This window comes from Nocardioides sp. NPDC057767 (assembly GCF_042798275.1).
Lineage (GTDB): Bacteria > Actinomycetota > Actinomycetes > Propionibacteriales > Nocardioidaceae > Nocardioides.
Genome location: NZ_JBHVKJ010000009.1, coordinates 48,264 through 63,847, shown reverse-complemented (window position 1 = coordinate 63,847; position 15,584 = coordinate 48,264). Strand labels below are relative to the sequence as shown.

The following is a 15,584-nucleotide window of genomic DNA, read 5'->3' as shown; positions in this document are numbered from 1 at the left end:
GAGTGTGCGCATGACGAAGCTCTCGACGATCCAGCTGCGCGAGCGGGACGCGCTGGCCGGCGACCTGAGGTCGCTCTCGCCCGACCAATGGAGGTCGGCCACTCTCTGCGGGGAGTGGGACACCGAGGAGGTCGTGGCGCACCTCGGCGCGGCCTCGCGGCTCTCGTTCCCGGGCTGGCTGCGCAGCATGATCGGGGCACGGTTCGATCCGGACGTACACAACCGGCGGCGGCTCGAGGAGTTCCGCGGGGCCACGCCCGAGGAGACGCTGGCCCGGTTCGCCGTGATCGGACCGATCAGGCTGCCGCGTACGGAGAGCGTCGGCGGGCTGGGCGAGATGATCGTCCATGGCGAGGACATCCGGCGGCCGCTCGGGATCAAGCACGACCCCGATCCCGAGGGGCTCTCGGCCGTGGCGAAATTCTTCGCGACCAAGGACTTCGCGGTCAACAGCAAGTCCCTGGTCGCAGGGCTTCGGCTCCGGGCGGTGGACACGGATTTCACGGCAGGCGACGGGCCCGAGGTCAGCGGCCGCCTGCTCGACCTGGTCATGGCGATGGCCGGCCGGCGTGAGGTGATGGCCGACCTGGACGGGGACGGTGTCGCTGAGCTTCACGGGCGGCTGAGCTGAACCCGTCCGGGTAGTCCAGGGAGTTTCCGTCGCTCTACCGGTCGGTAACGGACGGAAACTCCCTGGACTACCCGGTGGTTCCGGGTGCCCGTAAGGTGTCGAGTGCGATGACGGCGGCACAACAGGGACGAGACGGATCGGGCAGCGACCGGAGCAGGCTCGAACGGTTGATGCAGGAGTCCGTACGCATCTCCCCGGCGCCCGGGAGCCATTCGCCCGCCTGGCGCGCGAGCGTGACCCTGCTCATCGGGCTGGTGGTGCTGGCCGCGGCCGGACGCATCGAGCTGGCAGCGTACGCCTGTTTCGGCACCTTCGCCTCGATCTACGGCGGCCGCCAGCCGCTGCGGGGGCGGTGGCGTACCCAGGCCGCGGCCGGAGGACTGATGTGTCTCGCCGTTCTGTGCGGCGCGCTCGTCGCGACCTCCTCGCACCGTGCCTGGCTCGTCATCCCTGTCGCCGCGGCGTGGGCCGCAGCCGGCTCGATGCTCTCGGACCGGTTCGTGCTGCGACCGCCCGGGCCGATGTTCCCGGTCTTCGCGGTGGCGACGTGCGCGGCGCTTCCGGTGTCCCTGCCCGGGGTCTCGGTCGCGGTCGGGGTGGCTGCGGCCACGGCCCTGATCGCGGTGGTCCTCGGCCTGCTCGAGGAGCGGCTGGTCGGCAACGATGCTGCGGTCGAGGTGAGCCGTGGCGAGGTCCGCATCGATCACATGACGGCGGTCGTCGTTGCCGTCGTGGTGGCCGGCACCGTCTCGACCGCGCTCGGGCTCAGCCACACCTACTGGGCGATGGTGGCCGCTGCGGTGCCGTTCGGCGTCACCGGGCTGATGGCACAGACGACCCGCGGACTGCAGCGGGTGGTCGGCACCATGGTCGGGCTGGTCGTGGCGGCCGTGCTGCTCTCGGTCTCCCTGCCGGCCCTCGTCGTCGCGGTGGTCGTCGCCGCTCTGCAGGCGGTCACCGAGCTGCTGGTCGGGTGCCACTACGGTCTCGCCCTCGTCGTCATCACCCCGCTCTCGCTGCTGATGGTGCAGCTCGGCCACCCTCAGCCCGTCGATGCTCTGCTGTGGTCGCGGTTCGCGGAGACGCTTCTCGGTGTCGCCGTGGGTCTCGCCGCGGCCCTCGCGCTCCGCGAGGTTCGGCGTCGGCAGATGTAGAGGATCACGCGCCGAGTCGGCGCAACCGCGCGCCTCGCTCGCTTCGCTTCGCTCCAAGGCGCGCAGTTGCGCCGACTCGGCTACATCTTCTCGAAGACCGCCTGGTCGAGCACTCGCCGCTCGTCGTCGGCGAGGACGAGGAGATCCTCGCGGGCGAGGCCGGTGCCCTCACCGGAGGGGGAGAGGTTGATGAAGAACTCGTGCTTGACGGTGTCGTGGAACGAGGTCTCGCGCATCGAGATGAAGTCGAGGTCGGCGAGGTCCTGGAGCAGCAGGCGGAGGTGGTGGGGGGTGCAGACCCAGTTGTGGGTGTCGATGTAGCGCTCCCCGCGGCGGGCCTCGTCGCCGCTGGCCTTCACCACGTCCAGCCCGTTGGCGAAGGAGTAGTCGCCCTTGTGGCGCGGTCCCCAGGCGGTGATGCCGCCGTGCTTGGCCGCGTTGAGCCGCTCCTCGATGACCGCACCCATGGTGTGCACCGACGCCGGGTAGAGCGAGGCGTCGATGACCCGCGACAGCGAGGCGCGCTCGCGGAACCGGTCGAAGCAGTAGCGGTGGTCGGGGATGACCAGCGCCAGCACTCCGTCAGGGCGCAGCAGCTTCTCGCACTCGTTGATGAAGTCGATCATCGACGTCGTGTGCTCGATGACGTGCGAGGCGACGACCAGGTCGAAGCGCTCCGGAATCACCTCTGACCAGGGAGTTCCCGGCCGGAAGACGTAGTCGACCTCCTCGATGTCATCGGGGTCGTACTGCGAGAAACCCGAGTACCGCTGCACCAGGCCGGCGCGGTCGAGATAGTCGACGATGCGTACGTCGTAGCCGTCCCGCTTGGGCAGGATCGCGTTGTGCGCGGGGCCGATCTCCAGGATCAGGGCGTCGGGCTTGACCCCGGCGAGCACCTGCTCGCGGCGCAGCTCCAGCCGGTCCATGCCCGGGATCGCCGGCACCGCGGTGGTGCGGTTGCGGTCCCCCTGCAACCCCTCCACCTTTGTACGCAGCTTCTGGTTGCGCTGCTTGAGCTCGTCGATCCGGTCGTGCAGGCGCGCGGCCTCGGCGTCGGCGGCACGGACGGTCTGCAGACCCGCGGCAGCGAGGCCGCGGCGTACGGCGCCCCTGAAGGTGGGCAAGACAGGTCCTCCTGGAAAGAGTTTCAGCGGTTGCGGGGTGGGATGTAGGGCTCGGCGGCGAGGGCGGCGCGGCCGCGCTCGGCACCGAGCGCGTGCTCGTCGTCGGGCACGGCCTTGTCGTTGTCGGGGTCGAGCACGTCTCGGAGCAGGTCGGGGACGAGCGAGCGGCCGAGCACGATGTGCAGGTGGTTGGTGAGCCAGTCGTCGAACGAGTAGTCGCCGGAGAAGGCCCCGGCGGCGAGCTCGGCCCGGGTGGGCGTGCGCGCGAGATAGGCGTCCTGCAGCGTCCCGGCGAGGTAGCGCTGGTAGTCACGCATCCCGTGGTGGCGTGGGCTCGGCCGGAGGTCGGGGCTCGCCTCGTAGCCCTTGCCGGCGTTGATCACCTTGCGCTCCAGCTGGGACCAGGAGCGCCACGGGAGGTGGAGGACCTCCATCGCGACCTCGTCGGCCGGTTGGCCGTTGCTCCTCAGCGATACGAAGTGGTTCCCCTGGACGACCTTGATGTCGGACTCGCCGCGATGGATCGCGTTGGGCGTCGGGTGGGCGTGCAGCCCGACCGCCTCGAGACGCTCGTCGGCGCGGCGGTCGCGCCACTGGAGCCGGGTGATGCCCCCGCCTTTCAGGGCGGGCGGGCCGATGAGGTTCTCCACCTCGACGGTGAACGCGTTCAGCGACAGCGGGGTGGCCTCGAGCGCCTGGCGTACGGTCAGGCCCTTGTCCTTGGGCACCAGGAACTCGTCGGCGTCGAGATTGAGCACCCAGTCGGCGCGGAAGTGGGTGCGCGCCCGCCGGGCCATCGCGGTGACGACCTTGCCCTGCTGCTTCTCGTGGACGGGGTCGTGGTGGAGCTCGACCCGTCCCGTCGCGGCGTAGCGCTCGAGGACCTCGGTGGTGCCGTCGACCGATGCGTTGTCCGTGACGATCAACGTGTCGACACCCTGGTCCAGGTGGTGCTCGATCATCGCGGCGACGATGTCGACCTCGTCCCGGACCATCATTGTCCCGATGATCCTCATGCCGTGAAACACTACCGGCCCGGTGGACGTTGTCGAGATCCCGCGCCGTACGGCGGGACGCGCCCCGGCGGCCGTGCAGGCGCCCGCGCGCGTGGCGTTGTGGGGTCCGGGTGCCGGGTGTGCAAGGGTGGACGCCGTCCATGCGCATTTCAGAAGGGGGCTGGCCGAGCCAGTGTTGACCATCCTCGTCATCTTCGTGGCGATGCTTCTCATCGTCACGCTGGCCGGACTCGTGATCGTCTACACGGTCTTCCCCCACCGCGGACAGAAGATGCCGTACGCCACCAGGCTCGGTGAGGCGATGGAGCGGGCCGTCGACACGGCCCCCACGCTCAGCCCGGCCACGCGCCTGCAGACCCGCCGTGAGGACCATCTCGCCGAGCTGTTCGGTGAGCGTAAGCCAGGAACTACGGAAAACAACGCGTGATTTGATTGGATGAGGCCATGGAAATGGTCACCCTCATCGTCATCATCGCGGTCGCCGCTGTCGCGATCATCGGCGGCGGCATCCTCGGTCTGGTCGCCAGCACCCGGCGCCGCAAGGACCGTTCGCTGTCGCCCGAGGCGGGGACCGACGTCATCACCCGCCCGGCCGAGCCCACGGCCGAGCCCACGGTCGAGGAGCCCGAGACCGAGCCCGCGACGGCGGAGCCCGCCGCGCCGGTCATCGAGAAGCCGGAGAGCACGGCCTCGCGCCTGGTGCGGCTGCGCCAGCGGCTGGCCGGCTCCAACGCGCTGGGCCGCGGCCTGCTCAACCTGCTCTCGACCGACCAGCTCGACGAGGACACCTGGGAGTCCATCGAGGACCTCCTGCTCACCGCCGACATCGGCGTCGCGCCGACCCAGGAGCTGGTCGAGGGCCTGCGCACCCGGCTGCGGGTCGAGGGCGGCAAGGCCGACCCGAAGGCGGCGCTGCGTGACGAGCTGATCAAGCTGGTCGACCCCGGCATGGACCGCCGGCTCCAGGTCAGTGGCGCCGATGGCGCTCCCGGTGTGGTCCTGATGGTCGGGGTCAACGGCACCGGCAAGACCACCACGACCGGCAAGCTCGCCCGGATCCTGGTCTCCGAGGACCGCAAGGTCGTCCTCGGTGCCGCCGACACCTTCCGTGCCGCGGCCGCCGAGCAGCTCACCACCTGGGGCGAGCGCGTCGGCGTCGAGGTCGTCCGCGGACCGGAGGGCACCGACCCTGCCAGCGTCGCCTTCGACTCGGTCAAGGAGGGCCTCGACACCGGTGTCGACACCGTCATCGTCGACACTGCCGGCCGGCTGCAGAACAAGGCCGGCCTGATGGACGAGCTCGGCAAGGTCAAGCGCGTCATCGAGAAGCAGACCCCGGTCACCGAGGTCCTGCTCGTCCTCGACGCCACCACCGGGCAGAACGGCCTCATCCAGGCTCGCGTCTTCAGTGAGGCGGTCGCCGTCACCGGCATCGTCCTGACCAAGCTCGACGGCTCCGCCAAGGGCGGCATCGTCGTCGCCGTCCAGCGCGAGCTGGGCGTTCCGGTCAAGCTCGTCGGCCTCGGCGAGGGCCCCGACGACCTGACTCCGTTCACCCCCGAGGCCTTCGTCGACGCGCTTCTGGGGTGACACCGGGTCCCGCATGGCAGGATCGCCGGTATGCGTCATTCACTCGCCGGCAGGGCCGAGACCTCCATGCAGGCCCGGCTGCTTGCCCAGCTCCGTGACGAGGGCCCACTGTCGCGAGTGCAGCTCGCCGACCGGCTGAACGTCTCCCGCACCACGATCGCGGCCGAGGTCGGCCGGCTCACCGAGCTGGGCATGGCCCACGAGGTGGGGCCGGCGGCCTCTCGCGGCGGTCGCCGCTCGACCCTGGTCGACCTCGCGCCGGACATCCGGTTCGTCGGCATCTCCATCGGCGCGACCAGCATGTCGGTCGGTCTCACCGACGGACGGCTCTCGGTGATCGGCACCCGCACCCGGGCATGCGACATCCGCAGCGGCCCGGAGAAGGTGCTGGCGACCGCGCTCGACGAGGTCCGCGCGCTCCTGGACGAGCACGGTGTCTCCGAGCCGATGGGTGCCGGCGTCGGCGTGCCCGGACCGGTCGACTTCCACCGTGGCGTGTCCGTGTCGCCGCCGATCATGCCCGGCTGGGACGGTTACCCCGTGCGGGACGCGGTCGCCCGGGAGCTGGGCTGTCCGGTCGTGCTGGACAACGACGTGAACGTGCTCGCGGCGGGGGAGCAGCACGCCGGTGTCGCCCGGACCGCCCGTGACTTCCTCTACGTCAAGATCGGCACCGGCATCGGATGTGGGATCGTCGTCGACGGGGAGCTCTACCGCGGCGTCGACGGCTGTGCCGGCGACATCGGCCACATTCGGGTCGAGGACTTCGGTCCCACCTGCGCCTGCGGCAACACGGGCTGCCTGGAGGCGTTCTCCGGAGGCGCGGCGCTCGCTCGCGAGGCGCTGGCCGCGGCCCGGTCCGGGCGCTCCCCGGTGCTGGCCGAGCTGCTCGCGGAGAAGGGTGAGCTGAGCGCCGAGGACATCGCCATCGCGGTGGCACGCGGCGACGCCCAGGCGGTCCAGCTCATCCGGGAGAGCGGTCACCGCATCGGCCAGGTGCTCGCCAGCCTGGTCTCGTTCTTCAACCCCGGCCTCATCGTGATCGGCGGGCGGGTCAGCAAGCTGGGCCACGGGCTGCTCGCCGAGATCCGCAGCGTGACCTACCGCCGCTCGCTGCCGCTGGCGACCGGCAACCTCCCGATCGTGCTCAGCGAGCTCGGAGACGAGGGCGGTGTCATCGGTGCCGCCCACCTGATCAGCGCCTCGGTGTACGCCCCCAGCAGCGGAGAGGCGTAAACCCGACGCCAGACCGCTCCAAGGGCCTTCTTTCGTCCCATCTTTCGAAATCTTCTTGCGAAAGAACGCAAGTCGCTTGACGTGACTGGCGTCACATCGCTACGTTCACGGACGATCTCGCTTCCCCTCCCACGACAGCGAGAGAAGGAGATGGACCGTGCGCAGATTCACCCTCTGGAGCGTCGCCACGACCGTGGTCTCAGGGCTCCTGGTGCTCCCCCTCACGACGTCCGCGGATGCGGCCCCCACGGCCGCGCCCCCACCGGACACCGACTTCGAGAAGGTGACCCTCAACGACCGTCCCGGTGAGCCGATGGACCTCGCGGTCCTGCCCGACGGGGACGTCCTCCACACCACCCGGGCCGGGAAGGTGTGGCTCAACGACGCCGACACCGGCGTCAACAGTGTCGCAGCCGAGTTCGACGTCTACCAGCACGACGAGGAGGGTCTGCAGAGCATCGCTCTGGACCCCGGATACAACGGCCGGACCAACAAGTGGGTCTACGTCTACTACTCGCCCCCGATGAACACCCCCGTCGACGACCCGGCCACGCCTGACGTCAACGAGGGTGACGCGCCGGAGTTCGGCACACCCGCCGAGTTCGAGCCGTTCAAGGGCGCGATCCGCCTCTCCCGCTACCAGTACGCGGGCGGCAAGATCGACCTGTCCACCGAGCAGCAGATCATCGACGTACCCGTCGACCGCGGGCGCTGCTGCCACGTCGGCGGCGACATCGTCTTCGACTCGGCGGGCAACCTGATCCTCGCCACCGGTGACGACACCGACCCGTTCCAGTCCGACGGCTACGCGCCGCTCGACGACCGGGAGAACCGCAGCCCGGCCTTCGACGCGCGGCGTACGGCGGCCAACACCGACGACCTGCGCGGCAAGCTCCTGCGGATCAAGCCGAAGGCAGGCGGTGGCTACACCGTCCCCGCCGGGAACCTGTTCGCGCCGGGCACCGACAAGACCCGTCCGGAGATCTACGCGATGGGCCTGCGCAACCCGTTCCGGATCGAGATCGACCGGGAGACCGACCGCGTCTTCGTGGCCGACTACTCGCCCGACGCGTCCTCCGCGAACCCGGACCGCGGCCCGGCCGGCCAGGGCAAGTGGACCGTCGTCACGAAGCCGGCCAACTACGGCTGGCCGCTGTGCGCGACCGCTGAGCTGCCCTACCGCGACTACGACTTCGGGACCGGGGTCTCGGGTCCGGCGTTCGACTGCGAGGCGCCTGTCAACGACTCGCGGCACAACACCGGCCTGACCCAGCTCCCGCCCGTGACGCAGCCGACGGTCTGGTACACCTACGGCCAGTCCGAGGCGTTCCCCGAGCTCGGCACCGGCGGCATCGCCCCGATGGCCGGCCCGGCGTACGACTTCCAGAGGTCCGCGACGAAGGACCCGCTCTCCGGGGCCTGGCCGGAGTACTACGACGGCGTTCCGCTGTTCGCGGAGTGGGGTCGTGACTACATCAAGGGCATGCGGCTCGACGCCGACGGCGAGCTCACCGGCATCGAGTCGGTGCTCTCCACCTTCGTCACGGACAACGTGATGGACCTGGAGTTCGGCAAGGACGGCTCGCTCTACATGCTCGAGTACGGCGACGGGTTCTTCAGCGAGAACGAGGAGGCCCAGGTCTCCCGGATCGACTACATCGCCCGCACCGGCAACCACTCGCCGAAGCCGGTGATCAGCGCCGACAAGACCGCCGGCCAGCCGCCGCTGACCGTCGCCTTCGACAGCGCCGGGACGACCGACCCCGACGGCGACAAGCTCGTCTACCAGTGGGACTTCGACGGTGACGGCACCTTCGACGCCACCGGACCGAAGGCCACTCACACCTACGCCGAGCCGGGGGCCTACCGCGCGACCCTGACCGTCACGGACAAGGGCAAGGCGGGTCGCGGCAAGCACGCCTCGGCCGACGTCGACGTGATCGTCGGCAACGACGTGCCCGTGGTGACCCTGACCACCAGCCCGGCGCCCGGGGGGACGTTCCACTTCGGCGACACCGTGCAGTTCCAGGTCGAGGTGACCGACGACCAGCCGGTCGACTGCGACCGGGTCTCGGTGACGTACGTCCTGGGCCACGACGAGCACGGCCACCCGCAGACCACCGCCAACGGCTGCAGCGGCTCGATCGTGACGACCGTCCCCGGAGGCCACGACCCCGGCCAGGACGATCTGAACGCCGTCTTCGTGGCGGAGTACACCGACCCGGGCGAGGGCGACATCCCGGCGCTCACCGGCACCGACGAGGTGGTGATCGCACCCAGCGAATGACGCCCGCGATCGACTGAACAGGGGCACCCGGCCAGCTCTGGCCGGGTGCCCTTTTCGGCCACTTTGTCCAATTACTTTTCAAAGTCCAACAGAAACTTTGCAGAAACCGCCGCGAAAGGGTTGTACAACGTGAGCCGGGTCACTAGTTTGTCTCTCGGCCGCGGAATTCTGTGACTGCCATCACAGGCCGTGGTCATGGAGTGACCCATCGCGATCCGAGAGGAGGCCCCGTGCACGACGCAGACATCACCGTGCGGGTCTCCGCCACCGCCGACCCGGCTGCGGTGCGGACCGCCCGGCTGGGTCTTCTCCTGCGGTCGCTGCGCGACCGCGGCCCGCGCACGCGGGGGCGCCTGGCCGAGGAGACCGGGCTGACCCGGACGGTCGCCAACGGGCTGGTCGACGAGCTCGCCGGTCTGGGGCTGGTCTCTCGCGAGGACGGCGACCGCCGTGGCGCGGGGCGCCCCGGTGTCCAGGTCCGCCTCGTCGGCCGCTCCGTGTGCGGGGTCGGCGCGGAGATCAACGTCGACCACCTCGCCGTCGTGGCCGTCGACCTGGCCGGGACCGTGATCGCCGAGGCCCGCCGAGGCATCGACGGCCGCAACCTCCCGCCAGAGGGCGTGCTGTCCGAGCTCGCCGGCCTGATCGCCGAGGCCCTCGCCGAGGCCCGGACCGCCGGTGCCGCGGTCGCCGGCATCACCGTCGGGGTCGCCGGCCTCGTCGACGCCACCACCGAGCGGGTCACGCTCGCTCCGAACCTCGGCTGGCGCGACATCGACGTCGCCGAGGACGTACGTCGCCGGCTGGCCGCCGCGGCCACCCCCGACGAGCCGGTGCCGCCGGTGCGGGTGGCCAACGAGGCCAACCTCGCAGCCACCGCCGAGCTCGACCCCACAGACGACGACCGCGCCGACATGGTGGTGCTCTACGGCGAGGTGGGCCTCGGCGGCGCGGTCGTCAGCGGCGGCCGGGTGGCCCCGGGCCGGTACGGCTGGGCCGGGGAGATCGGTCACCTCCCGGTCGATCCCCGCGGTCGTCTTTGCGGCTGCGGCCGCAGAGGCTGCTGGGAGACCGTGGTGGGCCTGCGGGCGCTGCTCGAGGCGGCCACCGACCCCGACGACCCGATCCGGGACCCGGCGCTGACCCTGGAGGAGCGGCTCGCCACCCTGGTCGAGCGGGCCCGGCTCGCCGACGGTCGCACCCTGGCCGCGCTGGACGAGGTCGGGACGTGGCTCGGCACCGGCGCCGCCGTCCTGGTCAACACGCTCAACCCCGGCACCGTCGTGCTCAGCGGCTACTACGCCGTGCTCGGCGAGTGGCTGCGGCCGGCAGTCGAGGCCCGGCTCGCCGCCGACGTCCTCGCGCCCCGCGCCGGCGGCACCGGGGTCGCGATCTCAGCTCTCGGCCCGACCGCCGCGGTCCGCGGCGGCGCACTGGTCTCCCTCGAGCCGGTGCTCTCCGATCCCACCGTCCTCGCCGACCTGCCCGAACTGCACGGAGGAACCCGATGACCCAGACCCCGACGCCGTCGCCCGACGGCCCCACCGCCGGCGCGGGCGGGGGTGACGTACTGCTGGAGATGACCGGGATCGTGAAGCGTTTCCCTGGCGTGCTCGCCCTCGGCGGTGTCGACCTCGACGTCCGGGCAGGCGAGGTGCACTGCCTGCTCGGGCAGAACGGCGCCGGCAAGTCGACCCTGATCAAGGTGCTCTCGGCGGCGTACCAGCCCGACGAGGGGGAGATCCTGTGGGAAGGCGAGCCGGTTCGGCTGACCACCCCGGTCGCCGCCATGAAGCGCGGCATCTCGACGATCTACCAGGAGCTCGACCTGGTGCCCGGGCTCACCGTGACGGAGAACATCTTCCTCGGCCACGAGCTCGCCACCGCCGGGTTCACCCGCCGCGCCGAGGCGACCCAGCGGGTGCGTACGCTGCTGGCGCGGCTCGGCCACAGCGAGGTCGACCCGAACCGCCTGGTCGGTGACCTCTCGCCGGCCGGGCAGCAGATCGTCAGCATGGCGCGGGCGCTGTCGCACGATACCCGCCTGCTCATCCTCGACGAGCCGTCGGCGGTGCTCGACCAGGAGGAGGTCGACAACCTCTTCCGGGTGGTCCGCGGCCTCACCGCGGAGGGCGTCGCGATCGTCTACATCTCCCACCGTCTCGAGGAGATCCGGCAGATCGGCGACCGGATCACGGTCCTCAAGGACGGCCGCACCGTGGCCACCGGGCTCTCCGTCGCGGAGACCCCGACCCGGGAGCTGATCACGCTGATGACCGGCCGCGAGATCGAGTACGTCTTCCCCGATCGCCCCGCGACGCGATCCGGTCGGGACGCGGCGCCGGTGCTCGAGGCCAGCGGCCTGTCCGGGGACCGCTTCCACGACATCGACCTGCGCGTCCACGCCGGCGAGATCGTCGGTCTGGCGGGCCTGGTCGGCTCCGGTCGCTCGGAGATCCTGGAGACCATCTACGGCGCCCGCCGCTCCAGCGCCGGCACGGTCACCATCAACGGGCGCCGGCTGCGCGGCGGCTCGGTCCGTGCCGCGGTCGCCGCAGGGGTCGGGCTGGCTCCCGAGGAGCGCAAGAGCCAGGGGCTGCTGCTCGACCAGGCGGTCTACCGCAACGTGACGATCTCGTCCCTGGGCCGGTTCTCCAAGGCCAGCTTCCTGGACAGCGGCGCCGAGCGCCGCGCCGCCGAGGAGCTCAGCCGCTCGCTCGACGTACGTCCTGCGGGGGTGGACCGGCCGGTCCGCAACCTGTCCGGCGGAAACCAGCAGAAGGTCGTGCTCGCCCGGTGGCTGTTGCGCGACTGCAAGGTGCTGCTCCTCGACGAGCCCACCCGGGGCGTCGACGTCGGGGCACGCAGCGAGATCTACAACCTCGTCCGCCGCCTGGCCGACGAAGGTGTCGCCGTGGTCGTGGTGTCCAGCGAGGTGGAGGAGGTGCTCGGTCTCGCCGACCGGGTCCTCGTCATCAGCGAGGGCTCCGTCGTCCACGAGGGACCCGCCACCGAGATCGACGAGTCGAAGGTCCTGGACCTCGTGATGGAAGGAGAGGTCGCATGAGCGACTCCACGCCAACGAACGCTGCTGTGGCCCAGGGGGACACGGCTCGGGTCGAGAAGGAAGCGGCCCGCCGGGCCGAGCCCGGTGGTCTGGGCCAGCTGCTCCGCAGCGGCGCCGGTCACAACCTGGGCCTGGTCCTGGCGCTGGCGCTGCTGGCCGTCATCGGCGTCGCCACCGGCGGTGAGCGGTTCGCCTCGGTCGACAACGTGATGACGATCCTGCGCCTCGCCGCGGTGATCGGCGTGGTCAGCATCGGGATGACGTTCGTCATCACCGGCGGCGGCATCGACCTGTCGGTGGGTGCGCTGGTCGCGTTGTCCTCGATCTGGTGCACCACATTGGCCACCCAGACGATGGCCAACGACATCCACTGGATCATCATCGTCACCACCGCGCTCCTGGTCGGCGCGGGCGCTGGTCTGATCAACGGCTTGCTGATCGCGTACGGCGGGGTGGTGCCGTTCATCGCGACGCTGGCGATGATGGCCAGCGCCCGCGGTCTGGCCGAGATCATCTCGGCGCGCAAGACCCAGATCGTCAGCGTGCCGGGCTTCACCGACGCGTTCTCGCGCGACATCTTCGGGATCTCGGTGCTGATCTGGATCTTCGCCATCGTGGCGGTGATCGGCTGGGTGCTGCTCAACCGCACCACCTTCGGCCGGCGCACGCTGGCCATCGGCGGCAACCCGGAGGCCTCGCGCCTGGCCGGCATCAACGTACGCCGCCACACCGTGCTCCTCTACGTGCTCGTCGGCCTCTGCTGCGGCATCGCCGCGGTGATGCTGATCAGCCGCACCACGACCGGCAGCGCCACCCATGGCCAGCTCTACGAGCTGGACGCCATCGCGGCGGTCGTCATCGGCGGCACCCTGCTCTCCGGCGGGCGCGGCAACATCATCGGCACCGTCTTCGGGGTGCTGATCTTCATGACCCTCACCAACGTGTTCGTGCTCAACAACCTCTCGATCTCCGCCCAGGCCTTCACCAAGGGCCTGATCATCATCGCCGCCGTGCTGCTGCAGAAGCGGTTCTCACGACAGCCAGGGTCATGACCGCCCTACGCCGTCCCACCAGCCGTCCTCGGGTCTCGGACACATCCCCTCCACCTCCGCACGATCTAGGAGCACCTCCCATGAAGTTCACCTCAGCAAAGATCACCGGCCCGGTCGCCCGGCGCCTCGGCACCGGCCTCGTCGCCGGCCTCTCGGTGCTCGCCCTCTCGGCCTGCATCAGCAACACGCCTGAGAAGACCGAGAACGTCGGCGGCACCTCCAACGCCGAGGCCGGCTCCAACGACGAGAAGGGCGACACGGTCGTCATCGGTTTCTCGGCGCCCGCCGCCGACCACGGCTGGATGGGTGCGATCAGCGAGCAGGCCAAGACCGCTGCCGAGGCCTACGAGGACGTCGACTTCCGCCTGGCGGAAGGCACCAACGAGGTCGGTCTGCAGATCAGCCAGGTCGAGACCTTCATCAACGACAAGGTCGACGCCATCGTGCTGCTGCCCTTCGACGGCGCCGCGTTGACCCCGGTGGCGCTCAAGGCGATGGAGGCCGGCATCCCGGTCATCAACGTCGACCGTGAGTTCAACGACCCCAACGCCGCCCGCGTCACCGTGCTCGGTGACAACTACGGCATGGGCGTCTCGGCAGGCGAGTACGTCTGCGAGCAGGCCGGCGGCAAGACGGACGCGGTCGTCGCCGAGATCGCCGGCATCGACTCGCTGCCGCTGACCCAGGACCGCAGCCAGGGCTTCAAGGACGCGCTGGCCAAGTGCGACCTCGATGTCGACAACCGGGTCGCTGCCGACTTCACCGTCGAGGGCGGCGAGAAGGCGGCCTCCAACCTGCTCCAGGCCGCGCCGAAGATCGACTTCCTGTGGAACCACGACGACGACCAGGGCGTCGGCGTCCTCGCCGCGATCAACAACGCCGGCCGCGACGAGTTCACCATGGTCGGTGGCGCCGGCTCGGCCAACGCGATGCGCGAGATCGAGTCGGACAAGGGCGTCCTCAAGGCGACGGTCATCTACCCCTCCACCCAAGCCGCCGACGGGATCAAGCTCGCCCGGCTCCTGGCCCAGGACAAGGCGATGTCCGACCTGGTCGAGGTGACCGTGCCGCGCACGATCCAGCTGGACGCGCCGGTCGTCACCAAGGAGAACGTGGCGGAGTTCCTCCCCACGGCCTTCGAGTCCTGACCGCCTGACCCAGCCAGACCGCAAGGTCGCTCCGCGCTCGGGCGCGGAGCGACACCACCGAACACAGGATCGAGTTCCGATGACCGAGCAGAACGCCACACTCGGGGTGGGGATGATCGGCTACGCCTTCATGGGCGCCGTCCACTCCCACGCCTGGCGCAGTGCCCACCGCTTCTTCGACCTCCCCCTCACCCCACGGATGCAGGTCGTCTGCGGCCGTGACGCCGCCCGCGTGGCCGAGGCCGCGACCCGCTTCGGCTGGGAGGAGAGCGCCACCGACTGGCGCGAGGTGATCGCCCGCGACGACGTCGACCTGATCGACGTGTGCACACCCGGCGACACCCACGCGGAGATAGCGATCGCCGCGCTGGAGGCCGGCAAGCACGTGCTGTGCGAGAAGCCGCTGGCCAACACCGTGGCCGAGGCCGAGCGGATGGCCGCGGCCGCCGCTGCTGCCGCCGAGCGGGGCGTACGGGCGATGGTGGGGTTCACCTACCGCCGGGTGCCCGCGATCGCGCTGGCCCGGAAGCTGGTCGCCGACGGTCGTCTCGGGGAGCTCCACCATGTGCGGGCGCAGTATCTCCAGGACTGGCTCGCCGACCCGGAGACCCCGCTGAGCTGGCGGCTCGACAAGAGCAAGGCCGGCTCGGGGGCGCTCGGTGACATCGGCGCCCACGTCATCGACCTGACCCAGCACATCACCGGCGACCGGATCCAGGAGGTCTCCGGGATGCTGGAGACCTTCGTCAAGGAGCGCCCGGTGGCCGAGGCCTCCTCCGGGCTCTCCGCCACCGCCGGGACGGGTCGCGGTCCGGTGACCGTCGACGACAGCGCGGTCTTCCTGGCCCGGTTCTCCGGGGGAGCGGTCGGCTCCTTCGAGGCCACCCGCTTCGCGACCGGCCGCAAGAACGCGATCCGGATCGAGATCAACGGCTCGAAGGGCAGCCTGGCCTTCGACTTCGAGGACATGAACGTCCTGCACTTCCACGACGCGACCCTGCCGGACGCCGAGGGCGGCTTCCGGCGGATCGTGGTCACCGAGCCCGAGCACCCGTGGCTGGAGGGCTGGTGGCCCCCGGGCCACGGCCTCGGCTACGAGCACGGCTTCACCCACCAGGTCGTCGACCTCGTCCGCGCGCTCGGCGAGGGGACCGAGCCGGCACCGTCGTTCGCCGACGGCCTCCAGGTCCAGCGCGTGCTCGCCGCCGTCGAGACCAGCTCCGACACCAGGACGTGGCAGGAGATCCCTGCCTGATCCACCCCCAGCTCTCGCCTG

Annotated in this window: 13 protein-coding genes; 11 read left to right on the top strand and 2 right to left on the bottom strand. The window is 70.6% G+C overall.

The window, feature by feature from the left end; genetic code table 11:
* The first annotated feature begins 10 nt into the window (after positions 1 to 10).
* Positions 11 to 631, top strand: a complete 621-nt coding sequence (locus tag ACFVDI_RS06945) for a maleylpyruvate isomerase family mycothiol-dependent enzyme (RefSeq protein ID WP_378902026.1) — start codon at positions 11 to 13, stop codon at positions 629 to 631.
* 107 nt (positions 632 to 738) lie between these two features.
* Complete coding sequence (locus ACFVDI_RS06940) at positions 739 to 1,785, top strand: FUSC family protein (protein ID WP_378902023.1); 1,047 nt, start codon at positions 739 to 741, stop codon at positions 1,783 to 1,785.
* An 80-nt stretch (positions 1,786 to 1,865) separates the two neighbouring features.
* On the opposite strand, the gene ACFVDI_RS06935 is transcribed toward ACFVDI_RS06940, so the two are convergent.
* Both ACFVDI_RS06935 and ACFVDI_RS06930 read right to left on the bottom strand, forming a co-directional pair.
* Positions 1,866 to 2,912, bottom strand: a complete 1,047-nt coding sequence (locus ACFVDI_RS06935) for a methyltransferase domain-containing protein (RefSeq protein WP_378902020.1) — start codon at positions 2,910 to 2,912, stop codon at positions 1,866 to 1,868.
* 23 nt (positions 2,913 to 2,935) lie between these two features.
* Entirely contained in the window at positions 2,936 to 3,928 is a 993-nt protein-coding gene (locus ACFVDI_RS06930) for a glycosyltransferase family 2 protein (RefSeq protein ID WP_378902017.1), read from the bottom strand.
* Positions 3,929 to 4,055: 127 nt separating this feature from the next.
* On the opposite strand from ACFVDI_RS06930, the gene ACFVDI_RS06925 reads away from it, so the two are divergent.
* From ACFVDI_RS06925 to ACFVDI_RS06885, 9 genes are all read left to right on the top strand, one after another.
* A complete protein-coding gene (locus ACFVDI_RS06925) occupies positions 4,056 to 4,355 on the top strand; it encodes a hypothetical protein (protein ID WP_378902014.1) in 300 nt (99 codons plus the stop codon).
* A gap of 17 nt (positions 4,356 to 4,372) precedes the next feature.
* Positions 4,373 to 5,518 carry a signal recognition particle-docking protein FtsY gene (ftsY, locus tag ACFVDI_RS06920; protein WP_378902011.1) on the top strand — a complete coding sequence of 382 codons (1,146 nt, stop codon included), beginning with the start codon at positions 4,373 to 4,375 and terminating at the stop codon, positions 5,516 to 5,518.
* 30 nt (positions 5,519 to 5,548) lie between these two features.
* The gene (locus ACFVDI_RS06915; protein WP_378902008.1) at positions 5,549 to 6,754 is read left to right on the top strand and encodes an ROK family transcriptional regulator; all 1,206 of its coding nucleotides are present in this window, start codon (positions 5,549 to 5,551) and stop codon (positions 6,752 to 6,754) included.
* Positions 6,755 to 6,911: 157 nt separating this feature from the next.
* Positions 6,912 to 9,041 carry a PQQ-dependent sugar dehydrogenase gene (locus tag ACFVDI_RS06910; RefSeq protein WP_378902005.1) on the top strand — a complete coding sequence of 710 codons (2,130 nt, stop codon included), beginning with the start codon at positions 6,912 to 6,914 and terminating at the stop codon, positions 9,039 to 9,041.
* Between the two features lie 230 nt (positions 9,042 to 9,271).
* Positions 9,272 to 10,552 carry an ROK family protein gene (locus tag ACFVDI_RS06905; RefSeq protein ID WP_378902002.1) on the top strand — a complete coding sequence of 427 codons (1,281 nt, stop codon included), beginning with the start codon at positions 9,272 to 9,274 and terminating at the stop codon, positions 10,550 to 10,552.
* Positions 10,549 to 12,108, top strand: coding sequence for a sugar ABC transporter ATP-binding protein (locus ACFVDI_RS06900; protein ID WP_378901999.1), 1,560 nt, complete (start codon positions 10,549 to 10,551; stop codon positions 12,106 to 12,108). Before ACFVDI_RS06905 ends, ACFVDI_RS06900 begins: the two co-directional genes overlap by 4 nt.
* On the top strand, positions 12,105 to 13,160 hold the full coding sequence (locus ACFVDI_RS06895; protein ID WP_378901996.1) for an ABC transporter permease: 1,056 nt from the start codon (positions 12,105 to 12,107) through the stop codon (positions 13,158 to 13,160). Before ACFVDI_RS06900 ends, ACFVDI_RS06895 begins: the two co-directional genes overlap by 4 nt.
* A gap of 80 nt (positions 13,161 to 13,240) precedes the next feature.
* The gene (locus tag ACFVDI_RS06890) at positions 13,241 to 14,308 is read left to right on the top strand and encodes a substrate-binding domain-containing protein (RefSeq protein WP_378901993.1); all 1,068 of its coding nucleotides are present in this window, start codon (positions 13,241 to 13,243) and stop codon (positions 14,306 to 14,308) included.
* A gap of 79 nt (positions 14,309 to 14,387) precedes the next feature.
* Positions 14,388 to 15,563: a Gfo/Idh/MocA family protein gene (locus ACFVDI_RS06885; RefSeq protein WP_378901990.1), complete on the top strand. Its 1,176-nt coding sequence runs from the start codon at positions 14,388 to 14,390 to the stop codon at positions 15,561 to 15,563.
* Positions 15,564 to 15,584: the final 21 nt, after the last annotated feature.